Raw genomic sequence first — 24,832 nt, 5'->3', positions numbered from 1 at the left:
AAAAAGTGATAATTAGAATTGCTAATTATCACTTTAATTAATCACCCTTAAATCAAGCTGAAGCTTAACTTAACGAGTGCCATATACCACAATAGTTTTACCGTGAGCTTGAATAAGATTTTGTTCTTCAAGCATTTTTAATATACGGCCAACAGTCTCACGTGAACAACCTACAATTTGACCAATCTCTTGACGAGTGATCTTAATTTGCATGCCATCAGGGTGAGTCATTGCATCTGGTTGCTTAGCAAGGTGTAATAATGTTTGTGCGATGCGTCCAGCAACGTCTAAGAAAGCTAAATCGCCGACTTTTTGGCTAGTGCTGTGCAAACGGTAAGCCATTTGCGCAGTTAACTTCATTAGAATTTCAGGATTAACCTGAATCAGTTGCTTGAATTTCTTGTAAGAAATTTCTGCGATTTCACAAGGTTGTTTGGCACGAACCCAAGCTGTACGTTCAGCTTGTTCTTCGAATAAACCAAGTTCACCAATAAAGTCACCTTGATTAAGGTATGAAAGGATCATTTCTTTCCCTTCTTCATCTTTAATCAATACAGCGACTGAACCTTTAACGATGTAATACAAGGTATCAGACTCTTCACCTGCGTGTATCAAGGTGCTTTTCGCTGGGTATTTATGGATGTGACAGTGTGAAAGAAACCATTCCAAAGTTGGATCAGGTTTAGGCTTGCCAATCAGAGCCATGTGTATTTCCTCGATTGATAAAATGAAAGTAAGGACTATCTAATAAAGTAATTGTACTTGAGTTAATCGTGTAAAACTTTGATGAAGATCGAGTTTAACATTATGAAAAAACAGTCAAGTACGGTATTAAGTTATTAAATTAGAAATTTATTTTTGCAGCTGCACGCCACATTATTATCTAATTTAGCCTTGTCTGTTTTAAATGGCAAGTTGATGTTTCTTTAAAAGCATTGTTTTATCAGATTTTTATCAAGCTTTAGATTGAAGATGAACGATTTATTATGATTAATAGGGATTGGTTTATTGTAAAAATCCCCATTGGTGGTTATTGTTAATTTGATTATCAAAGTTGAATCGCTGCAGTACGAGGTTAGTTTGAAATATTCGCAGAAATTATTAAGTGTTGGCTTAGCCTGCTCATTAGGTTTATTGACGAGTGTCAGTGCGCCAGTCAGTGCCTTTTCAATTCCTCAATCGAAAGCATCTCAAGCGGCTAGTAAATTAGTTCATATCCAATTGCGGGCGGCGGAAGGCAATGCCGACGCACAATTTTTATTAGGGCTAATGAGTTTAGCGGGGCGATTTGTCGACCAAGATATTGATCAAGGCATTTATTGGGTCGAGCAAGCGGCGCTACAAGATCATATTAAAGCGCAGCAAACTTTGGCAGATTTAACCTTTGAAGGAAAGTTATTACCGCGGGATTTAGCGGTAGCAGAAAAATGGTACCAGTCTTTAGCTAAGCATGGCGATCCACGAGCTCACTTTCGATTAGGCTTTATTTACTCTGCTGGTGGCGATGGTGTAACCCGCAGTTGCGGCAAAGCTTTAGAGCAATTCACCCAAGCAGGTGACGAAATTGCGCTGGGGAATGTGGCGTGGATTTTAGCGACCTGCCCTGAAGAAGAGTATCGTAATGGGTCAAAAGCGGTGCAGCTTGCACTGCAATTGCTTGAAAGTAACGCTAACGATCCGACCAACTTAGATAACCTTGCTGCTGCTTATGCCGAAATGGGTGAGTTTGAACTGGCTGTTGATACCCAACAAAAAGCCATTGAAGCATTAAAGCAAAACCCAGAAGTTGCCCAGAGCGATGAATTTATCATGCGACTTGAACAATATCAGCAAGGCAGGGCTTATCGTGAAATCATTCCATTAATGAATTAAGCAATGTTTTGTTTGAATTGAAACGGCCAACAAGGCCGTTTTTTTGTGGCTAAATTTTAGTGCGCGTGGACAAATCATAGCTATTATTAGCTGATGATTAGAGTCAGTTTATTCATCACGACTAGGCGATCACAATGAATGGAATTGTAGATAATAAATTAAAGCTCTATCAGCTTACGGTGATATTTAGCTTACTGTTTTCGCTAATGGGATTCTCATATAACGTCTGGCGTATGGAGATAACAGAGCATAATAGCAATGTTAGAACAGCAAGTTTTGAAATGCTGCTAGAGCTAGCGCAATTAGAGCAATTGGTCTATGCGGCGCATTACGATAATGATACTGAATTAGGTAACCCTAGGGTGGGATGGGTCAAAGTGGGCTTAATTGAAGATTTAAGTTCATTAACCAATGATCAAGTCAGGCTTAAAGCACAAAATTTAACCTTGGTTTGGTCAGAACAATGGCAACAGATGCTAGAGAGCGAAGCTGCAAGTATGGAGATTACCGCTAAAATTGATTTGGTTCGGGCTGAGATAAAACGCTTACTGGTCTCGTTAAATTAACGGTTTAACAGGGCGAGTTGAAATGGTTTTAGTCTTAATTGAACGCGGCTTATAAGGGCGCTTCAAAGAGCAAGTGACAGGAACAGCGAATAATAGAAGCAGGTTTGCTGATATGCCCAAGTGCGCTAACAGATAAATAAGGGGGAATTAACACCCAAGAGCACATCAACTATCGTTCTTTCGCCTGAAGTCCCGACAGCGAGAATGATAATGGTTTAGGCTTAAATTAAGCTTAACCTGCCAAGTTTACTTGTATTACTTGTATTACTTGTATTAGTCGTTGCTTATTCTGCTGGGCTAGCATCATCGAGCTGTTGTACTTCATCGGCAGCTGCTTTTTTCTGCATAATATCTTTAATCAGTGGGGTTAATATTAACTCCATTGCTAATGACATCTTGCCACCAGGCACGACTAAAGTATTGATGCGTGACATAAACGAGCCGTCAATCATTCTTAAGTAATAAGGAAAATCAACATTGTCAATATCTCTAAAGCGGATCACCACAAAACTTTCGTCTAAGCTGGGGATGTCTTTAGCGCTAAATGGATTGGAGGTATCAACTGTAGGAACTCGTTGAAAGTTGATATGGGTGCGAGAAAATTGTGGCGTCATATGCTTAATATAATCATCCATACTGCGCACAATCGAGCCCATGACTTTTTCACGGCTATGGCCTCTGTCTGAGGTATCGCGAATAATTTTTTGAATCCACTCTAAATTGACAATGGGCACCATACCAATCAATAAATCTACGTGCTTGGCAACATCAGCATCTTCAGTGACGACGCCGCCATGCAAACCCTCGTAATACAGCATATCGGTTTTTTCAGGTAATGGGTGCCACTGGGTAAATGTGCCGGGCATTTGGTTAAATGGCACCGCTTCATCAAAAGTATGTAAGTAGCTACGGGTTTGGCCTTGGCCTGTTTCGGCATAGCTTTTAAAGCACTCTTCAAGTTTGACGAAATTATTGGCTTCAGGGCCAAAGTAACTGAGGTTGTTATTTTCAGCCTGTGATTTTCGAATTAATACTTCCATCTCTGCACGGGTGAAGTTATGGAAACTATCCCCTTCAATAAACGCTGCATTAATGCCCAGCTGGCGGAAGATATGAGTAAATGCTGTGGTCGTTGTTGTTGTGCCTGCGCCAGATGAGCCAGTAACAGCAATAATGGGGTGTTTAATAGACATTTATCCTACCTAGATCAAACGTGAAGAAGTTAATTATGATGACAATTCAGTATTTTATAATCCGTTAGTCATTCACATTCACATGTTTCAACCTGAAGAAAAACAGACTTTATTTATACGGCTTGAAACGGGTTAGGTCAATCTTGCATTAAAAGAATGGCTCTTTGTCATCACTGTTTGGATGAATGATCTGCTGTTTTTGTCTAATGGCAATGGATTCATCTTCTTCGCTAAATTCAACGATGAGTTCGCCTTGTTTTAAAGCTTGTTTACATTGATTTATGGCATTTTGTAACTGAGCGTCATCGGTTTGGCCAAAAGAGCCATCTTCAATTTGGGTAAACAAGTACTCTTTAATTAAATTGTCTAATGTTGCTGGTGGCAGTTGTAGCAAGGCATCATAAGGAATAAGCATAATTAGCTCTTTAAAAAATGGATAATTCTTGATTCAAGGTAAAAACGTGGCTTCCAAGGAACGCCGCCGCTGATAAAGCCAACATGGCCGCCCTTAGGGTGTAACTCGTATTCCACATGTTCTGATAATTCTACTGCCGCAGGAATGACATCATCGGTCATGAAAGGATCGTCTTGAGCATGGATAACTAAGGTCGACTTGCTGACATTTTTTAAAAAAGGCTTACCACTGGCTCTTTGGTAGTAATCATTAACGTCAGCAAAACCGTGTAAAGGAGCCGTCACTTTATCATCGAATAAATAAAAGGTGCTTAATTGCTGAATTTGCGCTTCAGTGACGGGCATTTTCTCAACCAAATTGGTTTGCAGTACTTTGCTGTGCATTTTGGCTTGCAGTTGCTTTATTAAATGCTGCTGATAAACTTTTGAAAAGCCCTTTTCTAATTTTTTAGCACAGGCTGCGAGCCACAAAGGCGCTGAAACAATTATGGTTTTTTCTAGCAAGCTTTGCTCGCCTTGTTCACCTTGATATTTTGCCAGTACATTGCCGCCTAGGCTGTAGCCGACGGCATACAGTGGTGATTCTGGGTACTGCTGATGTAACTGAGTTAGGGTAAAGTGAATATCTTCGGTGTCGCCACTATGGTAACTTCTGGCTAACCGATTTGGCTCGCCTGAGCAACTACGGTGATGATGGACAACAGCGCATAAGCCATGGTTTTGGGCGGTTTGTAGCATACGCCTGACGTAGTGTGATTCACTACTGCCTTCAAGTCCATGGAGGATCACTAAAATTGGCTGGCCATTTTGCGGCTTGCCTAACCAATCCAAATCAATAAAATCACCGTCAGTCAGCTCTTGGCGCTGTCTGTGGGTGTCTGGTTTGGCCACCTTAAATAAAACAGGTAAAATCGTTTGAATATGAGGACTTACTGCCCACCATGGTGGAGTGAAAATCTTTTTCATAAGGGTATGTATAGTGCAATAGTTTGTGAATGTTCAAACGTATGTTTAAATGTTGTTAGCGACCACTTTATCACAGATGTTTGCAGCAAGGGATAACTATGAAACGAAGAACCTTTTTGGCTGGCGCCTTTACCGGTACCGCTGCGCTGGCCTTGGGTGTGAGTTTATACACCCCAGACATTACCGATCATCCTGATGAAAATCATCGTTTACTTTTTAATGTGCTAATCCCTATTTTTATGGATGGCACTTTGCCAGAAGTTGCTAATTATCGCGAAGCCTTTATTAATCGTACCATAGTCGCGATTAATCAAACCATCAGTGTGCTGCCTGATGATCAAAAAAGCGAGATTAATCAGCTATTAAATCTACTTGAGAGCCGGATGGGTTTATTGCTGCTAACGAGTAGCCTGACGCCATTGATGCTTCGCTCTGCTGATGAGTTAGTGTTGATGCTAGAAGAGTGGCGCCATCATTTTCTGCAAATGCTGCAAACTGCCTATCTTGGCTTACGGGAATTAGTGCTATCCAGTTATTATGCCTGCCCAGAGCATTGGGGACGGTTACATTACGCTAAACCCACTTTTTTGACAGTCTAATTTTCTTTGATGTAAACCGTGTTTAGGAGTGAGACGTGGCCGCTAATATTATTGACCCCATTACAGAAGGTTTAAAAGCCGGCTGGCAACATATTGATGCGAGTAAACTTGAAAACGATCAGCATTTTGAAGCAGACGTAGTGATTGTCGGCACGGGCGCGGGGGGCGGAACGGCAGCTGAAATCCTCACTCAAGCGGGTCTTAAGGTCATCATGGTTGAAGCTGGACCACTTAAATCGTCCAGTGATTTTAATATGGAAGAGCGCCGTGCTTACCCTGATCTATATCAGCAAGCAGCAGCGATGAAAACCGCTGACAAAGGTATTGGTATTTTTCAAGGTCGCAGTGTGGGCGGCTCAACGACGGTTAATTGGACCACCTCAATTCGTACACCTGAGCAAGCCTTAGCATTTTGGGCCCAAGAAAAGTCAGTTAAAGGCCTATCGTCAGAAAGCTTATTGCCATGGTTTGAAAAAATGGAAACGCGGCTAAATATCAGCGAGTGGCAATTTCAACCTAACCGTAATAATGCGGCCTTAAAAGAAGGCTGTGAAAAACTCGGTTGGGAATATACGGTGATCAAACGTAATGTTAAAGGTTGCTGGAATACAGGTTATTGCGGTATGGGGTGCCCGGTCAACGCTAAGCAGTCTATGCTGGTCACCACCATACCGAGTGCCTTAGAGCAAGGCGCTCAGTTAATATCAAACGCTAAAATTACTGATCTACAGCATAAAGCCGATAAAGTGACTGGTTTAACCGCCAGAGCGCCTCTTGCTTCAGGCCATGGCGCGACTCTGACTTTTAAGGCGAAGCACTATATTCTTAGTGCGGGTGCTCTTCATACGCCGACGATTTTAATGCGTGCTAATACCCCAGATCCTTATCAGCTTTTAGGTAAAACTTTTCTTCATCCTACTTTGTTATCAGGCAGCATTTTTGATAAGCAAATTGATGGTCATAGCGGCGCGCCGCAATCGATATATTCCGATGAATTTGTATGGCGTGATGGCGCTGCTGGAGAGCTGGGTTATAAATTAGAAGTGCCCCCGATCCATCCAGTATTAATCGCATCAAAAACCATTGGTTATGGTCGTAGTCATGCCGAGTTAATGACCCAGTTTAACAATTTACAGGTGATGATTGCCTTAGTGCGTGATGGCTATTCGGCTCAGTCTCCAGGTGGGCAAGTACGCTTAACTGATACCGGCTTTGCGTTAGATTATCCGCTACAAAAACCTTTTTGGGATGCGGCGAGAAGGGCGTTTGCCACTATGGCAGAGCTGCAATTTGCTGCAGGTGCTAATGCCGTGTTGCCCATTAATGATGGTGTTGGCAAGCAGCTTAACTGGCAACAAGCCAAGCAAACCATTGCCACTATGGATATTGGTTTATTAAAAACCATTGTAGCCTCTGCCCATGTAATGGGCGGTTGCGCTATGGGAGAAGATAAAACCCTATCGATGGTCAATAGTGAGGGGAGCTCCCATTATTTTGAAAACTTGTCAGTTATGGATGGCTCCATGTTTCCAACTAGTTTAGGTGCTAATCCGCAGCTATCGATTTACGCGATTGTGGCCCGAAATGCGACCTTATTGGCAGAGCGTTTAAAGCCGTCAGTTAAGGTTTAATGCTATGTGATTTTGTTAGTCTGCAGCGGTATTAAATTGCGTGTAAATTTTTAAAATCATCATGGTTAATCCCGAATAATGATAAGTAGTTATCGGTATTTTCATTTGCGCAATGCTGATTCGCTTTAATCTCTGGGGTAACAGTGTTGAGTTTTGTTAGTAGCATTTGCTGGGATTTACGTTCCAGCATTAACTCAATGTCGAGCATCTGCTGATATTCATTAGCTTTAATATGCTCTTTCGCTAAACGGCGCAAGGTGCGATAAGGGTTAACGACCTTGGTGTCCCAATCGTTTATGGTAGCCGCTAACGCTTGCCATTGGACTAAGGGCAGTAGATAGCCTTTTTTATCAAGGTATTGCGCCAGTAGCAGCATGTTAACATTCACTTGGTAAGCATCCTGAAGGCTGATGTAGCGCTTAGGTTCAATAGCGTATTGGCTTTCACATTCTCGCCATAGTAATGAATTAAACTGCTGCACTGATCCTATCCCTTGTTATCTGCATTATGAATTAACCGATACCAAACTCTTGTTCGATGATTTCAATTTCTTCTTGTAGCTCAAACCAGTTCATTTCACTTTCGTCCATTGATTGGGTGAGCGTGGTTCTTTCATTGAGTACTTTGGTCATTTTAGCTTTATTTTCAGCTTCATAAAGTGAACCATCAGCTAACTCTATTTCTAATTCTGCTAATCTGGCAGTGATTTTTTGTTGCTCAGTTTCTAACTTTATTTGTTTTTTACGCAGTGGCGATACTTTTTGTCTTAGCTCTGCTTCAATGCGTTTTTGCTGCTTTTTATCAATACTTGGAGTTGCCGAGCTATCTTTACTGCTATTGGACTGAGCCGCTTTAGCCGCATCTAATAACCATTGATGATAGTCATCTAAATCACCTTGGAATGGTTTAACAGCGCCTTGGTCTACTAAGTAGTAATCGCTACAGCTTAAACGTAAAAGATGTCGATCATGTGACACAATCACCATCGCACCTTCAAATGTTTGCAGCGCCATGGTCAATGCGTGACGCATTTCTAAATCCAAGTGGTTGGTGGGCTCATCGAGTAACAGTACGTTAGGACGCTGCCAAACTAATAGCGCCAACACTAAGCGCGCTTTTTCGCCACCAGAGAACGGTCTAACGGGGGCAAGTGCCATATCGCCATTAAAACCAAAACCGCCGAGAAAGTTTCTAAGTTCTAGCTCTTTTGCGTTAGGCGCTAATCGCACCATGTGCTGTAACGGGGTATCATCAAGACTTAAAAATTCAATTTGATGCTGAGCAAAATAACCAATATTCATTCCTGGATTAGGTTGGTATCTACCCGTTTTGGGTTGTAATTGACCCGATAGCAACTTAATTAAGGTTGATTTACCCGCGCCATTTCGGCCCAGCAAGCCAATACGTGCACCTGGTACTAAGTTAAGCTCCACTTCGCTAAGGATGGTTTTATCATCATAGCCAATAGAGACTTTCTCCATAGTCACTAATGGGTTAGGCAAGGCTTCAGGCTCACGAAATGCCATGTGAAATGGGCTGTCTGCATGGGATGGCAGTAAGTTAGCCATTTTCTCCAGCGCTTTTAAGCGGCTTTGGGCTTGTTTAGCTTTACTGGCTTTGTAGCGGAAGCGGTCAACAAAGCTCTGCATATGTGCCCGTTCTTTTTGTTGACGCTCATAGGCCACTTGCTGCTGCGCCATACGTTCGGCGCGGATCCGCTCAAAGGAGCTGTAGTTGCCTTTGTAGTAATTAAGCTTAGTATGTTCAACGTGAACAATTTCATCCACGATACCATCAATAAAATCGCGGTCATGGCTGATTAAGATCAGGGTACCTTGATAGGCCTTAATCCAGCCTTCTAGCCAGTACATGGTGTCTAAATCTAAATGGTTGGTGGGCTCATCCAGCAGCAGTAAGTCTGAGCGGCACAACAGTGCTTGAGCAAGGTTGAGTCGCATTCGCCAACCACCTGAAAAGCTCTTTACAGGATTGCTTTGCTCCGCTTCGCTAAAGCCTAGGCCTGCCAACAATGAGCCGGCGCGAGATTTAATCGCATAGCCGCCAATCGCATCAATTTTACCGTGGATGAGGGCAATTTTATGGCCGTCATCTTCATCTTGAGCTTTGTTTAATTGAACTTCAAGCTCTCGAAATTCACTATCACCATCAAGCACATATTCCAGTGCAGACACCTCTAGCGCAGGCGTTTCTTGGGCTACAGTGGCTATTTTCCAACCAGCAGGAAGGCTAAACTCACCCTTGTCAAGTTGTAACTGCCCCAAAATCAACGCTAACAGGGTTGATTTTCCGGTTCCATTGGCCCCGACCAGTCCCACTTTATGGCCCGGGTAAACGGTAAGGTTGGCATCATCGAGTAAGGTTTTAGTTCCGCGAATGAGCTGAGCTTGGCTGATGTTGATCATGAATAGCAACTTGATTGGAGTGAATACGTAAAGTGCAGTGATAATAACGTATCCCAATGCTGAATGACATTTTATTTCTGTGAAATAGTGAGACGCTTTGGCTGAAATCATGGCAAAATAGCGTCACAGGAATTGCACAATTACATTAGAAAAATAACAACATTATGCCAAAAATTAAAAAGCGCTTCGTTGCAGGAGCAAAATGTCCTAAATGTCACGCCCAAGACAGTATCGTATTATTCAAAGAAAATGGTATTGAAACTGTGGAATGTACTGATTGTGATTACCGAGAGCAACAAACGGAAGCTAAAGTGGCTGAAAAAGCCAATGGCAATATGATCGGAGTATTTAAGCCAGATTAGCGGCTGGAGTAACTGGCTTTGCTTCTCAAGAATATTGAGTTTGGCCTAGTGTTTAAGTTGATACTGGCTGTTTAAGTTGAGGCTAGCTGGTGAGGTCGATAATCAGTACTTAGCTAAAATGAAAGCGACTAAAAATCACTTTTAGTCGCGGCTAGCCTTCTTTTTGTGCCAGTGATGTTGGCGCATCACTTTCTTCGATGATTTTCTTTTTATGATCAGTTAATACGATGATAACTTGACGATTATTGCTCATAAGCTCGTCAAAGCGTGAATTGATTTCTTTCAAATCTTTAATGTAATCAGGGTCATCTTTTTCTTTTTTATGCCAATAGCGATTACGATCAAGTTTTTGGATTTCACTGGCGCGCAGAATTTCGAAGTAGCTGTTTTCTTGCTTCAATCGATACACTTCACTATCAAGCAGCTGAATTAACTTCTCTTTTGAAATGGTTTTTTTCTTCAGTAGGGCTTTGAGCGGGTCTTCTTTAAGGACAACTTTATCAGAGTCGATTTCGGTAGTGATCCCTAATTGAAATTCGATTTTGTGCTGACGATACTCTTTCGGGCAGACAGTTTGACTAAAGACGACGCGTTCATCTTTCATGCACTTATAAATGCCATTGGCTGATGCGATAGGGCTTGCAATCAACGCTAGCAAAATGAATGTTTGTAATAGTCTACTTGGCATGCGGCCACAGATCCTTTTGTCTAACCGATATCGTATCAACTTAGGTGTTGGGTTTATATCAGAAGGTTACCGCTTGGAGGCTCAATATCCATTGAGTTCCGCTGGTTGTTAATTATTATAGTCGGTTATTGCTGTAATGCTTTAGCATACTTTTTAACTATGGCTTAATTTTGGTGAGAATGCCAGTTTTTTGACGCTGGTTTTATAATGTAATAGTAAAAAATCACTATAAATTTGTAATACTTAGTGGACATTGGGTTAAGTCTTACACTGTCAATGGCGAATGGCTTAACGACTAAAAGTAAGGTTATTGATTCGGTGAGGTTTTCGCCAAAATTCAGTAATAAGTATTACAAAGTGATGATATGTTTCTGATTTAGCAATTACGATCGTAAGGCTTAGTGAATCCTCTTCTAAGTATTACTATCGAACAAGCCAACTAGCGAATGACTTAACGGCTAAAACTCAGGTTGTCGATTAGGCGAATATTGGCTAAAAAGGGCAGTAAAGCGAATTTCAAAATAACTATCTATTTGGATTAAAAATCATAATCATAATCAGAGTCAGCAATTAGACTAGTAAGACTTAGTGAATTCTCTTCTAAGTCTTACTAACGAACAAGCCAATGGTTTAACGACTAAAAGTTAGATTGTCGATTAGGCGAGTATTGCCCAGATAGGCCGCGACAAGTATAACAAAATGGTTATCTTCAGCTGTCACTGGGGCTAAAGTCGCTGCGTTTCTTACCGCTAAAAAGTCCATTTTAAAACCTGCATCAATGAGCTGTTGTTTAGCTACTTCAATGGCTAGCTCAATGGTTTCTCCAGCGGTCACTTGAGCGGCAACATAATCCATTACCTTCTTTATGCTTGTGGCTTGGATTTTTTGCTGGGCAGATAAATAGCCATTTCTAGAGCTCATAGCGAGCCCTGATGCTTCTCGAACAGTGTCGATGCCGATGATGTCGATAGGCAGAGATAAGTCTTCAACCATGGCGGTGATGACCATCAACTGTTGATAATCTTTACGACCAAATAGGGCGATATCCGCTTGAACAATATTAAATAGTTTACAAACTATGGTTGCCACACCGCGGAAGTGTCCGGGACGACTGGCGCCGCAAAACTCTTCGCCTATTTTAGGTACTTCAACAAAGGTCTGATTCTCTAAGCCTTTAGGGTAAATAATCTCTGGTGTCGGTGTGAATAGTAGCTCTGCACCCGCATTAATCAGTGCATTCTGATCATCTGCTAGGGTGCGCGGGTAAGCTGCTAAATCTTCATGTTGTCCAAACTGCATTGGATTAACAAAAATAGACACCACCACATGATCGGCTCTTTTAAGCGCTTCAGTAACTAATCTAATGTGACCTTGGTGTAAATTGCCCATGGTTGGCACAAACGCAACGGTTTCACCTTGCATATGCCATTGCTTTACTTGCTTTCTAATCTCAGCAATATTCGCGGTGGTGATCATCATTTTTACCTAAACTATTTATCCAAAATATCTATCGATTTAATTAATTGGTTCATTATTAATTAATTGGTTCACTATTAATTAATTGGTTCACTATTAATTAAATGAGTGTTCATCAGCAGGGAAACTGCCATTGGCAACTTCTTCGATATAGGCTCTTATTGCCGCGCGTATTTCGCCAGTTTGCTTGAGGTAGTTTTTAGAAAACTTTGGAATGTAACCACTGGAGATCCCCAGTACATCATGCATGACCAAAATTTGGCCATCAGTATCAGGACCTGCACCAATACCAATTACCGGTATGGTAAGCGCTTCAGAGATTTTTTTCGCGAGTGCAGTTGGAATGCATTCAACTACTAATAATTGCGCGCCAGCGGCTTCTAAAGCTTTGGCATCATCAATCATACGTTGGGCTTTATCTTCTTCTCGGCCCTGAATTTTAAAGCCACCAAATACGTGTACTGATTGCGGAGTTAACCCAAGGTGAGCACAGACAGGAATACCGCGTTCAGTGAGCATTTTAACGCTTTCAAGTAGCCATTCACCACCTTCCATTTTTACCATGGTTGCACCTGCTTGCATTAGGGTGCTGGCATTGCGCATGGTTTGTTCCGGTGTGGCGTAACTCATAAAAGGCATATCTGCGATAAGTAGGGCGCGTTTACAACCGCGGCTGACGCTGGCGGTGTGATAAGCAATGTCATCAACGGTCACAGGTAAGGTGTCATTGTGGCCTTGGAGCACCATGCCTAAGGAGTCGCCAACAAGAAGCACATCGACACCTTCGCTATCAAATGCGCCGGCAAAGCTGGCATCATAAGCGGTAAGGGCGGTAAATTTTTTACCTTCTTGTTTGAATTTTATCAGGGTTGAGCTAGTGACTTTTGACATAATAAACTCTGCAAAGAAATCATATTCAAATAATGGAAATACACTCTGAGCTACCATTACAATGGGTTAAATTTGAATTAACTCAGCTCGCATTTCAGTGGTAATAAGGTGTTGTAATTTAGTGTTACATGGTAGCACTAAATCGGCAGCAATATCTGCCAGTGGTATTAGCACAAAACTGCGTTGTTTCATGCCGTAATGGGGGACTGTTAATCTCGGTAAATCAACCATTAGCTCGCCATATAATAAAATATCGAGATCTAATGTTCTTGGTCCCCAGCGCAAATCTCTCACTCTACCTTGCTCATTCTCAATGGCCTGAAGGGCATCAAGTAAATCGATAGGGCTAAGAGTGGTGCTAAAGCTAACTACGGCATTGACATAGTCAGGTTGCTTTACATCGCCCATTGGTCGTGAGCGATAATAATGAGAGACCTTTATATGATGATCTTGCCCTAAGCTTTTTATTGCAGTAACTGCATTATCTAATTGCTGCTCTGGGTTTTCAAGGTTAGCGCCAAGGGCAACAAATACCCTTGTTGCCTTTTCAGCGGCTTTGGTCGCCCTAGTGTGAACCTTAAGTGGTTTATGACTCATTGTTATTCTTGAGTATTAGCAGGCTTTGGAGCTGGCTTAGGCTTATTAGGGCGTCTACGTTTACGCTGCTGGGCGTTACGATTTCTGCTTGGGCCATTCTTGTTACCGCTTTTGGCGATATCAGTACGTTGTTGCTCATCGGCTTCAACAAATGACTGCCACCAATTGGCAATTTTACCAATATTGCCCGCTTCGGCTTCGCCGCGCAGTAATAATAAATCATAAGCAGCGCGGAATTTAGGGTGCTCTAATAATTTGAAGGCACGGGTGCCTTGGCTACGTTCTAGACGCAATTGTAGCTGCCAAATATCTTTTGCTGGAGTACTGAAGCGGCGTGGAATGCTAATGGTGCGACATTGCTGCTCCATCACATCACCCATAGCGGCAACATGAGCATCGTAATGACTTAAGCCACTTTCTAAGGCAATATCATCAGCACGTTGCTTGAGTGGATACCACAATAATGCCGCATAAAAGAAGGCGGGCGTTACCGGTTTATCTTGGCTGACGCGTAAGTCGGTACTGGCCATAACTGCCGTTAGCATTTTAGCGGTATTGCCACTGGGTTGCTCTTTGATTAACGCAGCAATTTGCGGAAATAGCGGCGCAAATAAACCAAAATCTTGCATCATGTTGTAGTTAGCTTCTGCTTTGCCAGCAAAAAATAACTTTAGCACTTCTTCGTACATACGCGCTGCAGGGATATCTTTTAATAATGGCGCTAATTCTTTTATTGGCGCAGCCGTTACCGGCTCAATGGTCATATCCAGTTTGGTAGCAAAGCGCACCGCACGTAACATCCGCACCGGATCTTCACGGTAACGAGTTTCAGGATCGCCAATCAGCTTGATGACTCTAGCATCGATATCATGAATACCACCGCCGTAGCTGTGGATAGAGTAGTCGCTAATGTCGTAATACAGGGCGTTAATAGTAAAGTCGCGACGTTCAGCGTCTTCATCTATTTCACCGTAGACATTGTCACGAAGTAGACGACCTTCAGCATTGGATTTGGAAATTTTGTCATCATTTTCATTGTGATGACCACGGAAGGTGGCGACTTCGATAACATCACGGCCAAAAACAATGTGTGCCAATCTAAATCTGCGGCCCACTAAGCGTGAGTTTCTAAAGAGCTTTTTAATTTCTTCAGGGGTCGCATTGGTGACGACATCAAAATCTTTCGGCTCCATACCTAATAGAATGTCACGAACACCACCGCCAACTAGGTAAGCTTTATAGCCAGATTTACTGAGTCTATAGAGTACTTTTAACGCATTTTCACTTATTTGGCGTCGAGAAATAGTATGGGCATCTCTGGTGACAATGTCCAAACGCAGGCCGTCATCTTGGCTTTGTGGCTCAATGACAGGAGTGGTTTTATTGTCTTCAAACAGCTGTTTGCAGAATTGACTTATACGGCGAAAAATAATACACCTCGAACGACATTATTAAATGGTTAAAAATCTGGCGGCTATGATATACCAAATGTTACTGAATGAGTATATCACTGCTCAATCAGAATCTCAGATAGTTGTGGAATTTGGCTAATCGCAAATTGCTCTGCGGCCTGTTTTAGCATGACATCGACATCATCAATATCAACTTGTTGTTGCCCAAGAAAGCGCAATGCGGCATTGATGCTGGCTTGGGGACGTTTTCGATCAATGGCATTAGCATAATTTTGCTTTGATAATTTAAACCCTGGCTTGGTGCAGGCTAAAGGTAGATGCAGCCAATTGGGGGAGTTAAAGCCCAAAATATTATTCATGCTTATTTGGCGGCAGCTGGTTTCCAGTAGATCGCAGCCTCTGACTATTTCAGTGATCTGTTGAAAGGCATCATCTAACACCACAGCTAATTGATAGGCGTAAAGGCCATCACTGCGTTTGATGATAAAGTCTTCAGCCGCAAAGCTGTGCTTTACCGTGACACTTCCCATCACTAAATCAGTAAAATGTTCAACCTGGGCGCTATTTCTGATACGAACGGCGCCTTGGGTTAATCGAGGGCGTAGCTGACCACAGCGGCTGTCATAAACGCCGCCCATTTGTTGAATTTTTTTTCGAGTGCAATGGCAAAAATAGCTAAGATCTTCTTTTAAGAGCTGCTCAATATGCTGCTGATAGATATCAAGCCGATGGCTTTGAAATAGCTCAGTATCATCCCAATGCAGGCCATAAGCCTCTAAGGTGGTCAATATATCACTGCTTGCACCAGCCACTTCTCTTGGTGGATCTATATCTTCAATCCTGACGAGCCATTTACCCTGTTGCTGTTTTGCCCGCAGGTAACTGCCAAGGGCTGCAATAAGGGAGCCAAAATGTAACGGGCCAGATGGGGACGGAGCAAAGCGACCAATATAAGCGGATGAGTTCAGCGACATAGCTTTTGCCTCGATTTATTGGTGTCGACATAAAAGGTTACTGCTTTTATGCCATAGCCGATAAACAAGTTCTGTTAATCCTAAAAGTAAAAATCAAAAAATACAAAAGGCGAGAATAATCTCGCCTTTTGGTATCAATACTGCCCCGCCTCATAAATAGCAAGCTAGCAGTTTTGCTGTGTGACAAATGTATGGGCTATATTAGCCAGCCATTTGTCTTTCTTTTATTTCTGCAAGCGTCTTACAATCGATACATTGATCAGCTGTTGGACGTGCTTCTAAACGGCGAATACCGATTTCAACACCACATGAATCACAGAAACCGAAATCGTCTTCTTCAATTTTTTGTAGTGTTTTTTCAATTTTCTTGATCAGCTTACGTTCTCTGTCGCGTGCTCGAAGCTCTAAGCTAAATTCTTCTTCTTGAGCTGCACGGTCAACAGGATCTGGAAAATTAGCAGCTTCATCTTGCATATGGTTCAAGGTGCGATCAACTTCTTCGCGTAACTGATTACGCCAAGCGTCTAAGATGATCTTAAAATGAGAGCGTTGCTCTTCACCCATATACTCCTCGCCAGCTTTCTCCTGGTAAGGTTCTACACCTGCGATAGCGAGTACGCCAAGTTTTTTGGTGCCTTCAGGCATAACGCATCTCCTGTAATAATTAGTGATTTTATGTGCGTCTAAAATTTATGGCCGCTATCTATAGCAGAAACACTAGAGCGTGGCAAATTATTTGATTAGTAAGTTATACTTTTTTGAACTAAACAATGACTTTGCACTTACGAGTAATTTTGCTGGATAGCGCCGACAGTTCGGTTTGATATGCTAACACTTCAACCCCACTGTTAACTGCTTGCTTTAATAATTGTGCATATTGTGGATCGATATGCGCAGCAGCTTGAACGAGATTAATGCCGCTATGTTGGACGACAAAAAGTAATACCGCTCTGTGACCTAGACTAGCCATATGCATTAACTCACGCAAATGCTTTTGTCCACGAGTGGTAACTGAGTCAGGAAAGTAGCCTACTGCTTGCTCTAATAATGTACAGCTCTTTATCTCAACGTAACATAAAGGTTTAGTTTCATCACTGAGTAAAATGTCGATACGACTATTTTCATCACCATATTTCACTTCTCTTTTTAGTGATGCATAACCGCTAAGTTCAGTAATGACACCATTACTAATCGCCTCTTCGGCTAATGCATTGGCGCGGCCGGTATTAATGCCAATTAAATGATTGTCGGGGGTGGCACTGAGCTCCCAAGTATTTGGGTATTTTCTTTTGGGGTTATCTGAGCTGGAAAACCAAACTGTTTCACCGGGAAACAAACAGTTTTTCATCGAACCAGTATTGGGGCAGTGAATGGTGATTTCGCTACCATCATCAAGTTGCACATCGGCCAGAAAACGTTTGTAACGCCTCAATAAAGTACCTTGTTGTAAGGGAGGGCTAAAGTCCATTAAAAAGAATGCTCCTAAAATTATTTATTAACAATTATTTTTACTAAATGATGCTGAATTAGTCACGTTCATTTAGTGATTTACAGTACACTTAGCTTATTGGTTATCTAAGTTACAACGCAAGCATAACAAGGACATTACAATGGAAATTATGACGATTACCCTAACACGAGAAGCGCCACAGAGCCTTTGGGGTAAAGCAGATGTGAGCTTTCAAGGCCATCAAGCGCTGATCCATTTATCTGCAGCAGATGAATTACGTCAAGTACAAATGGCGGCTAGAAAAATTCGTAGTCAGGGTATTAGCAAGGTGCAGCTTGACGGTGAGTTATGGAGCCTTGATTCGCAATGGGCTTTTTCTCAAGGTTTTACCACGGCCAAAGGCCCATTTGAAGTACTCTGGTGTGGTGACGTGAGCACTCAAGCCACTTTATCTCATCGCTTTGAAGCGGCAAGTTTCGCGCGCAAATTAGTTAACGAAACCCCTGAAGAATTGTCTCCGGTTATTCTTGCCGAGCACGCAGCAAACTGGCTCAAAGACATTGGTGGCGACAAGGTCAGTTTTGATATTTTTGAAGGCCAAGAATTACTCGAAAAACAATGGATTGGTTTACATGCGGTTGGCCGTGGCAGTGAGCGTCCGCCAGCGATGCTAGTGCTTGATTTTAATCCACTCGCAGCCGATGCCAAAGTATCCACCGCTCTTGTGGGCAAGGGCATTACCTTTGACTCTGGCGGTTACAGCATTAAGCCTTCAGAAGGCATGCTGGATATGAAATGCGATATGGGCGGCGCGGCAACAGTGACAGCAGCGCTGGGTCTAGCCATGAAAGCCGGTCTGAATAAGCGGGTTAAATTGTTTCTGTGTTGCGCCGAAAACCTCATCAGTGGCCATGCTTACAAGTTAGGTGACATCTTAACTTATAAAAATGGCGTTACCGTTGAAGTGGTTAACACCGATGCTGAAGGGCGTTTAGTGTTAGCTGACGGGCTGCAAGCAGCATCAGATACTGGAGCAGAATTAATTATTGATGCGGCAACACTGACAGGTGCGGCGATTATGGCTGTGGGCAATAATTACAATGCGATATTTTCACCGCAAATGGAAACCTTGCAATTAGCACAACAAAAAGCGGCCACTGTTGCTGAAAATGTCTGGCCATTGCCATTGGATACTTGGCATAAAGATATGTGCCCTTCACCTTATGCAGATACCGCCAATAGTCGCGCAATGAAAGGCGGCGGTGCAGGCGGTGCGTCAAATGCAGCAGGCTTCTTATGGCGCTTTGTGAGCCCAGAAGTTAACTGGTTGCACATGGATTTAGCTGGTGCATATGCATCATCGGCTACGCCATTATGGAGCGCTGGCGCAACAGCTCATGGAGTATTGACCATCGCGGCAATGTTAGAGCGATAAAGCCTATAACTCTTCAGGTTTTAGCTATAGATTCGAGAAACGAAAGCTGCCTAGGCAGCTTTTTTTCGTTATGGCTGTAAAGGCCACTGTTGCAGTGGTTTATATATAAGCCCTTGAGTACTGCTAATGGATTCATAGAGGGTTAAATGGCGGGCTTTTGTGTTTATAGCTTCAGTGAGTGCAGGTAACTTATCTATAAGGGCTGCAGGCTCTGACACAGCTCTAAATAAGCTGATATGGGGTCTAAATTCATGCTGAGTTTGATAAAGGTTTAAGTGTGATGTCATTAATTTTAAGCTGTGGGCAATATGCGCCAACGCTTTTTCGGCATCACCCTGAATGCACAAGACTTTCGCTTTAGGCCAGTAAGCAAGTTGTTGCAGTGGTTGTTCAAAAGCGCTGAAATGCTGCTCGGTGATATACCGATCAATCTGCAGCATCTGATCAGAACTAATTTTGCCTAAAAATGCAGCGGTTAGATGTAAGTTCTCCCGCTTAACAGCGCTAACCTGTATACTCAGATGCGGCATTAATTGCTGCTGATATTGGCTCAATTGAGTGCGGTTTGACTCTGATAATGCAATGGCAATAAAACAACGTTTATGGTGATTTTTAGTCATGGGTCTCCTTAACGCCATTGATCCTTATCTGTTGTTAGCATTATTTTTTATTATTATGACGTTTATCGTCAAAGACATGTTAGCTTAATCGACGGCAACAGTTTACGGTTAGGTAAATTAACAGCAAGACCAGTGAAGCTCCGTTTAGAGGGATACTGTATAATGACAGCAAAAATGCTGCGAATGAATGAGTCATTGAATGAGCAATAGTGAACTGAAATCAGTATGGGCTAGCCCGCAGTCTGCTGAATTAAATCACTACCTGTGCTGTGATAAGGTTATGGCTGAGATTGATGCATTGCAACTGCAATTAGGCGTCGATGAAATCGTGGTTTTACTATCCCAAACAACTGAAAGTCTAACCAGTGGTAAAGTTTACCATGTCAAGGCGTTGCAAGCTTATCAGCATCAAGATCAATTTCAACAGCATCTTCAGCGCCAACCTAATAACGCACGAATAGGCCAATCACTCGCTGCCTTGCCTGATTTATGTGAACAATTACTCGCACAAGATAATGCTGATATCAATGCTACAACAAGTCTTTTGCAGCGTCAAATAACTGATTTTGTTCAGTCACGGTCCGAGGTGTTTTCACTCTCTTTGAGTGAAGCGGTGCAAATAGGCAATACCAGGTTGATTTTTTTACCACTAAAATATCAATTAAATTGGCAACTTGAGGCCTCGGATGGTGTCAATTGTCCTATGACAAAGCTTAACGAGGCTAGCCTAAAGCTGGCATCTGAAGCTGAGCTGGCTCGCGTATCGCAATTATTAACAAACAAAGAAGCCCAATACCTTGAGCTTTTTCAGCAACTGCCGGTAGCCTGTTCGCTCATTGATAAGGACAACTGTATTAGCAGTCAAAATCAAGTGGCTAGCCAAATTTTTCCGTCAATCAGTAATCAAAGTTTATATTCATTAATCAATGCAGATGACCACATATTGTTGGATGATTGCCTACACATTGTCAGAGATGGAGCACTGCATCAGTCATGGTGTGAAGTTCCACTGGTTAAAGCGGGTGTGACTCACTGGTATAAACTTAGCTTTTGCCGCGCATTAGACATAGAGCAGCAATTATTGATGATGATTGAAGATGTGTCAGAACGCTATCGTTTAGCCGATGAGCTGTCATTTCAATCCAACTATGATCCGCTCACAGGTCTGCCGAATCGGTTACAGTTTGAGGCAATGCTTGAAGAATTAATTGAGCATAAAGATCGCTTGCCTGTGTGTGTTGCCTTTATGGATCTTGATCAATTTCAAGTGGTTAATGATATCAGTGGTCATCAAGCTGGGGATGAATTGTTACGTCAGGTGTCTAAGCGTCTGAGCTACTTACTGCGTCATGGCGATGTCGTTGCCCGTTTAGGCGGCGATGAATTTGGCATTTTAATGTTCCAAGCGGATAAAGAGTCAGCCGAGCAAGTGGGCAACCGCATTTGCCAGCAATTATCCGAACATGAATTTATTTGGGGCGAAGTCAGCCATAATATTGGCGTTAGTATGGGTATGACTCAACTGGATGCGAAGTCAGAAGACATTTACCGCATTATGAGTCAGGCAGATGCGGCGTGTCGTATCGCCAAAGAAGATGGCCGTAATCGCTGGCATTTTTACAGTAAAAACGATCCCCAAGTACATCATTTATATAATCAAATGCTGGCCTCCGTTGATATCGTCTCGGCACTGGCGCTTAATCAGTTTGAATTATTTTATCAACTCATAGAACCGCTAAATTCTGACGAGCGTGGCATTCACATGGAAATCTTATTGCGCATGGTGCAAGAGGATGGCCGTTTTGTATCACCAGGGGTGTTTTTACCTGCAGCAGAGCGCTATAACCTAGCATCAAAAATTGATAGCTGGGTTATCGACAACCTTTTAAAGTGGGGCGCACGCAATAGCGAAATTTGGTCACAATTATCAATGGTGTCGCTAAATTTGTCAGCGCTGTCATTATCCGATAGCAAGTTTATGGACTGGTTAGAAATACGCTTGATGGTTGAGCCCGAACTGGTGTCTAAGTTGTGTTTTGAAATCACCGAAACCGCCGCTATTAGTCAACTCGAACAGGCCACCGCCTTGATTGAGCTATTAAAACCTTTAGGTTGTAAGCTGGCTTTGGACGATTTCGGATCGGGCTTTTCAAGTTTTGCTTATTTGAAATGCTTAGATGTGGACTATGTCAAAATTGACGGTCAGTTTGTGGTTAATGTCTGTGACGACCGCAGTGATAAAGCCATTGTCTCGGCTATTTGCCAGCTGGGTAAAGATATGGACTTTGAAGTGATAGGCGAATTTGTTGAAAGCGCTGACATTGGGCGGCAATTAAAACAGCTTGGTGTTAGCTATGGCCAAGGCTACGCGATTGGAAAACCTACCCGCTTGCAGGATTTATCCTCAGGGATCAGAACGCCGTGGTTAATCGATTTATAGGCGATTAGCTTTTTCGTTTCAGTCGTTAATTGTCAATGTGTGCATGCTTCGATTTGCATATGCTTTAATCTGCCCCCGCTTCGATCTGCATAGAGCCGTAGCATCAATAATCGTTTATGAGTAAACTGAAGCCAGATTTTCGCCGTTAAAGTATCTCCTTTGAGCTCATTACCTATTCAAGCCTTATTTGCGCCATTACAACAGGCGCTGGGCGATCATTCGCAAATTATCCTCGAAGCGCCCACGGGTGCCGGTAAATCCACCGCACTACCTCTGGCAATGCTGCAGTGGCCGCAAATTAGCGGCAAAATCCTCATGCTGGAACCAAGGCGGGTTGCTGCTCGCAGTGTGGCGCAATTTATTGCTAAATCCCTAGGGGAAAAAGTCGGTGAGCGAGTGGGCTATCGGGTCAGAGGTGAGAGCCGAGTCGGGGCTAATACCCGCTTAGAAATTGTCACAGAGGGTATTTTAACGCGGATGATCCAGCAAGACCCAGAGCTTGAAGGCATAGAGGTCATTATTTTCGATGAAATCCATGAGCGTCATTTGCCCACAGATCTGGGTTTAGCGCTGGCGCTAGAAGTGCAAGACTCGCTGCGCGAAGATCTTAAAATTATTGCCATGTCGGCAACCCTATCGGGCTTACCCTTAAGCCAATTAATGCCTGACGCTGCCACATTAGTAAGCCAAGGTCGAAGCTTTGATGTTGAAACGCTTTACCGACCGGTAATGGGGCAAGTGCAGTGGCTAAGTCATTTAAGCCAAGTGGTTATCGACAGTGTCAGCAGTAGCAACACAGTCCCAAGCGACTACCAACATGGCTCGGTGTTGGTGTTTTTACCCGGCAAAGGGGAAATTAATCAACTGCAGCGATTATTAAGTCAGCGACTAGACCCAAATGAATTTTTACTGTGTCCCTTATACGGTGATTTATCTCCTGCTGAGCAAGATAAAGCCATTTCTCCCGCCCCTAGTGGCAAACGTAAAATCGTCATTGCCACTAATGTTGCTGAGTCGAGCTTAACCATCGATGGCATCACTATTGTGATAGACAGTGGGTATAAGCGTGAGGCAAGCTTTAACCCACGCACAGGTGTTAGTCGATTATCGTTAAGGCGTATAAGCCAAGCCTCGAGTATTCAGCGTGCAGGCCGTGCAGGGCGCTTACAAAAAGGCTGCTGCGTGAGATTGTGGGGCCAAGAAGAACAAAGTCGAATGATGGTGGCTGATGCGCCTGAAATCACCCAAAGCGAGCTGACGTCAATGGCGTTTGATTGTGCCTATTGGGGCGTGAGTGATATTGAGTCCTTACCGCTATTAACCAAGCCGCCAGCGATTCATCAACAGGTGGCGTGGCAATTACTCGCCAAGCTTGAGCTGGTGGATGAGCAACATAAAATCACCGCTCAAGGCCAAGCGGCCTATGAGCTAGGTTGTCACCCGCGTTTAGCGCACATGTTGCTGACTTCGCAAGCCCTTGCTAAATCCCAGCAACAGGCCGACTTAGTGTTACTGGCATGTTTACTTGCTGCGATACTCGAAGCACGAGGCTTACCTAAAAAAGGCGCTGATATCAGTCAGTACCTGGGTTTAGCGACCCAAGGACAAATGGCAACCCAAGTGAATAAATGGCAGCGGGCGCTATCTGCTAAAGGCGATATCAAGCAAGTGGCTCGCGACGCCGCCAGTCGTGATATTAGTTTATTATTGGCGCTGGCATACCCCGACAGAATTGCCAAAGCCCGCGGTAAACTAGGTTTTGCCCTCAGTAACGGCACAGGGGTTACTATTGATGCTGAAGATGCTATGGCTAATCAAGCTTGGTTAGTGGTGGCCGATTTTCAAGAAACCCAAGGCCGCAATGCAGGACGAGTCTATCTTGCTGCGGCAATCAACCCTGAGCACTTCCAGCAAGAGCTTAAATTTTTAACTCATGAGGTTAAAATTTGTCAGTGGGATGAAACCAAAGGGCGCTTTTTTGCTGAAAAGCAAACCCGAGTGGGTGAGGTTATTATACAGCGCGCTCAAGAAACTCAGGTAGATAATAAATTAATCCAGCAAGCGTTATTGAGTCACATCCGCGCTAAAGGCTTAACTGTGCTGGATTTGGGCGAAAGTTTTTTGCAATTACAATATCGACTGAAGTTAGCCCAGCAATTTGCGCCGCAACATGATTGGCCAAACCTTGATGATGCCAGCTTGCTAGCAAGCTTAGAGCGGTGGTTAGCGCCATATTTAGCTGAGGTGAATTCCATTGCCAAATTACAAAAACTTGATACCTTTGGCCATGTGAAAAATCTGCTGACATGGCAGCAACAGCAAACATTGAATGAATTGCTTCCCACTCATTGGCAAATGGCTACCGGCACCCGAGCACCGATTGAGTATCAAGTGGTCGCTGCTCAGGCCGTAGAAAGTGAAGCCGATGGCAGCGATAGTGATAAGCAAAGCATGGAAAATGATGCCGCCGACAGCAATAAGGCCGTCAGCGGTAGAGCGCTATTAAAAGTACGCCTGCAAGAGGCTTTAGGTTTATCACAAAGTCCGCTATTACTTCATGGTAAGCTCACTGTCACCATGGAATTATTGTCGCCAGCCCAGCGACCTATTGCTGTAACCGCAGATTTAGCCAGTTTTTGGCAAGGCCCATATATTGAAGTAAAAAAAGAAATGCGTGGCCGTTATCCCCGCCATTTATGGCCTGACGATCCGGTTAATACAACCGCCACTAAATTTACTAAAAAGAAGACGCCAGGCTTAAATTGCTAATGGCGATAAAGAATTAAAAAAAGATGACAGAAACGACAAAGATGATGGCTCCTC

23 protein-coding genes are annotated in these 24,832 nt (G+C 43.1%); 8 read left to right on the top strand and 15 right to left on the bottom strand.

The window, feature by feature from the left end; all coding sequences use genetic code 11:
* Positions 1 to 69: 69 nt before the first annotated feature.
* Positions 70 to 705 (bottom strand): cAMP-activated global transcriptional regulator CRP, encoded by a 636-nt coding sequence (gene crp / locus Q4546_RS11635; RefSeq protein WP_076538973.1) that lies wholly within the window; start codon positions 703 to 705, stop codon positions 70 to 72.
* A 375-nt stretch (positions 706 to 1,080) separates the two neighbouring features.
* Here crp and Q4546_RS11630 point away from each other — a divergent pair, with 375 nt between their 5' ends.
* Complete coding sequence (locus tag Q4546_RS11630) at positions 1,081 to 1,872, top strand: tetratricopeptide repeat protein (RefSeq protein ID WP_102439961.1); 792 nt, start codon at positions 1,081 to 1,083, stop codon at positions 1,870 to 1,872.
* Between the two features lie 134 nt (positions 1,873 to 2,006).
* Positions 2,007 to 2,438, top strand: coding sequence for a hypothetical protein (locus Q4546_RS11625; RefSeq protein ID WP_102475916.1), 432 nt, complete (start codon positions 2,007 to 2,009; stop codon positions 2,436 to 2,438).
* A 284-nt stretch (positions 2,439 to 2,722) separates the two neighbouring features.
* Here the strand turns inward: Q4546_RS11625 and Q4546_RS11620 are convergent, their stop codons facing one another.
* From Q4546_RS11620 to Q4546_RS11610, 3 genes are all read right to left on the bottom strand, one after another.
* Positions 2,723 to 3,631 (bottom strand): phosphoribulokinase, encoded by a 909-nt coding sequence (locus tag Q4546_RS11620; RefSeq protein ID WP_102475917.1) that lies wholly within the window; start codon positions 3,629 to 3,631, stop codon positions 2,723 to 2,725.
* A 148-nt stretch (positions 3,632 to 3,779) separates the two neighbouring features.
* Complete coding sequence (locus Q4546_RS11615; RefSeq protein WP_102439914.1) at positions 3,780 to 4,046, bottom strand: YheU family protein; 267 nt, start codon at positions 4,044 to 4,046, stop codon at positions 3,780 to 3,782.
* A 2-nt stretch (positions 4,047 to 4,048) separates the two neighbouring features.
* Positions 4,049 to 5,011, bottom strand: a complete 963-nt coding sequence (locus Q4546_RS11610; RefSeq protein ID WP_303446307.1) for a hydrolase — start codon at positions 5,009 to 5,011, stop codon at positions 4,049 to 4,051.
* A gap of 98 nt (positions 5,012 to 5,109) precedes the next feature.
* On the opposite strand from Q4546_RS11610, the gene Q4546_RS11605 reads away from it, so the two are divergent.
* Positions 5,110 to 5,610, top strand: coding sequence for a TAT leader-containing periplasmic protein (locus Q4546_RS11605; RefSeq protein ID WP_102520645.1), 501 nt, complete (start codon positions 5,110 to 5,112; stop codon positions 5,608 to 5,610).
* A gap of 35 nt (positions 5,611 to 5,645) precedes the next feature.
* A complete protein-coding gene (locus tag Q4546_RS11600; RefSeq protein ID WP_102439911.1) occupies positions 5,646 to 7,241 on the top strand; it encodes a GMC family oxidoreductase in 1,596 nt (531 codons plus the stop codon).
* Positions 7,242 to 7,272: 31 nt separating this feature from the next.
* On the opposite strand, the gene Q4546_RS11595 is transcribed toward Q4546_RS11600, so the two are convergent.
* Together Q4546_RS11595 and Q4546_RS11590 are read right to left on the bottom strand one after the other, a co-directional pair.
* On the bottom strand, positions 7,273 to 7,722 hold the full coding sequence (locus tag Q4546_RS11595; protein ID WP_241901101.1) for a TIGR02444 family protein: 450 nt from the start codon (positions 7,720 to 7,722) through the stop codon (positions 7,273 to 7,275).
* Positions 7,723 to 7,753: 31 nt separating this feature from the next.
* Positions 7,754 to 9,664 (bottom strand): ABC transporter ATP-binding protein, encoded by a 1,911-nt coding sequence (locus Q4546_RS11590; RefSeq protein ID WP_303446306.1) that lies wholly within the window; start codon positions 9,662 to 9,664, stop codon positions 7,754 to 7,756.
* A 164-nt stretch (positions 9,665 to 9,828) separates the two neighbouring features.
* Here Q4546_RS11590 and Q4546_RS11585 point away from each other — a divergent pair, with 164 nt between their 5' ends.
* Positions 9,829 to 10,026 (top strand): YheV family putative zinc ribbon protein, encoded by a 198-nt coding sequence (locus Q4546_RS11585; protein ID WP_198589351.1) that lies wholly within the window; start codon positions 9,829 to 9,831, stop codon positions 10,024 to 10,026.
* 151 nt (positions 10,027 to 10,177) lie between these two features.
* Here Q4546_RS11585 and Q4546_RS11580 read toward each other — a convergent pair whose 3' ends face one another.
* The 8 genes from Q4546_RS11580 to sfsA form a co-directional block, all read right to left on the bottom strand.
* Positions 10,178 to 10,714 carry a DUF4124 domain-containing protein gene (locus Q4546_RS11580; RefSeq protein WP_102475919.1) on the bottom strand — a complete coding sequence of 179 codons (537 nt, stop codon included), beginning with the start codon at positions 10,712 to 10,714 and terminating at the stop codon, positions 10,178 to 10,180.
* A 630-nt stretch (positions 10,715 to 11,344) separates the two neighbouring features.
* Positions 11,345 to 12,190 (bottom strand): pantoate--beta-alanine ligase, encoded by an 846-nt coding sequence (gene panC / locus Q4546_RS11575; RefSeq protein WP_102475920.1) that lies wholly within the window; start codon positions 12,188 to 12,190, stop codon positions 11,345 to 11,347.
* Positions 12,191 to 12,286: 96 nt separating this feature from the next.
* Positions 12,287 to 13,081 (bottom strand): 3-methyl-2-oxobutanoate hydroxymethyltransferase, encoded by a 795-nt coding sequence (panB, locus tag Q4546_RS11570; RefSeq protein ID WP_102435750.1) that lies wholly within the window; start codon positions 13,079 to 13,081, stop codon positions 12,287 to 12,289.
* Between the two features lie 66 nt (positions 13,082 to 13,147).
* Positions 13,148 to 13,678, bottom strand: coding sequence for a 2-amino-4-hydroxy-6-hydroxymethyldihydropteridine diphosphokinase (gene folK, locus Q4546_RS11565; RefSeq protein WP_102435714.1), 531 nt, complete (start codon positions 13,676 to 13,678; stop codon positions 13,148 to 13,150).
* Positions 13,679 to 13,680: 2 nt separating this feature from the next.
* Positions 13,681 to 15,018 carry a polynucleotide adenylyltransferase PcnB gene (locus Q4546_RS11560; protein WP_241901108.1) on the bottom strand — a complete coding sequence of 446 codons (1,338 nt, stop codon included), beginning with the start codon at positions 15,016 to 15,018 and terminating at the stop codon, positions 13,681 to 13,683.
* A gap of 167 nt (positions 15,019 to 15,185) precedes the next feature.
* Positions 15,186 to 16,064 carry a tRNA glutamyl-Q(34) synthetase GluQRS gene (gene gluQRS / locus Q4546_RS11555; protein ID WP_102435718.1) on the bottom strand — a complete coding sequence of 293 codons (879 nt, stop codon included), beginning with the start codon at positions 16,062 to 16,064 and terminating at the stop codon, positions 15,186 to 15,188.
* A gap of 201 nt (positions 16,065 to 16,265) precedes the next feature.
* Positions 16,266 to 16,709 (bottom strand): RNA polymerase-binding protein DksA, encoded by a 444-nt coding sequence (gene dksA, locus Q4546_RS11550; protein ID WP_102435720.1) that lies wholly within the window; start codon positions 16,707 to 16,709, stop codon positions 16,266 to 16,268.
* Positions 16,710 to 16,827: 118 nt separating this feature from the next.
* Positions 16,828 to 17,532, bottom strand: a complete 705-nt coding sequence (gene sfsA / locus Q4546_RS11545) for a DNA/RNA nuclease SfsA (protein ID WP_102435722.1) — start codon at positions 17,530 to 17,532, stop codon at positions 16,828 to 16,830.
* A 142-nt stretch (positions 17,533 to 17,674) separates the two neighbouring features.
* Here sfsA and pepB point away from each other — a divergent pair, with 142 nt between their 5' ends.
* Entirely contained in the window at positions 17,675 to 18,949 is a 1,275-nt protein-coding gene (gene pepB, locus Q4546_RS11540; RefSeq protein WP_102435724.1) for an aminopeptidase PepB, read from the top strand.
* Positions 18,950 to 19,017: 68 nt separating this feature from the next.
* Here pepB and thpR read toward each other — a convergent pair whose 3' ends face one another.
* On the bottom strand, positions 19,018 to 19,569 hold the full coding sequence (gene thpR / locus Q4546_RS11535) for an RNA 2',3'-cyclic phosphodiesterase (RefSeq protein ID WP_157937388.1): 552 nt from the start codon (positions 19,567 to 19,569) through the stop codon (positions 19,018 to 19,020).
* Between the two features lie 199 nt (positions 19,570 to 19,768).
* On the opposite strand from thpR, the gene Q4546_RS11530 reads away from it, so the two are divergent.
* Positions 19,769 to 22,009 carry an EAL domain-containing protein gene (locus Q4546_RS11530; RefSeq protein WP_303446305.1) on the top strand — a complete coding sequence of 747 codons (2,241 nt, stop codon included), beginning with the start codon at positions 19,769 to 19,771 and terminating at the stop codon, positions 22,007 to 22,009.
* 159 nt (positions 22,010 to 22,168) lie between these two features.
* Positions 22,169 to 24,778, top strand: a complete 2,610-nt coding sequence (hrpB, locus tag Q4546_RS11525) for an ATP-dependent helicase HrpB (protein ID WP_102475924.1) — start codon at positions 22,169 to 22,171, stop codon at positions 24,776 to 24,778.
* The last annotated feature ends 54 nt before the right edge of the window (positions 24,779 to 24,832 follow it).

Source organism: Shewanella sp. 4_MG-2023, from assembly GCF_030548015.1.
GTDB lineage: Bacteria > Pseudomonadota > Gammaproteobacteria > Enterobacterales > Shewanellaceae > Shewanella.
Note: the sequence above shows the minus strand (reverse complement) of the source record. Positions and strands in the feature narration are given on the sequence as shown.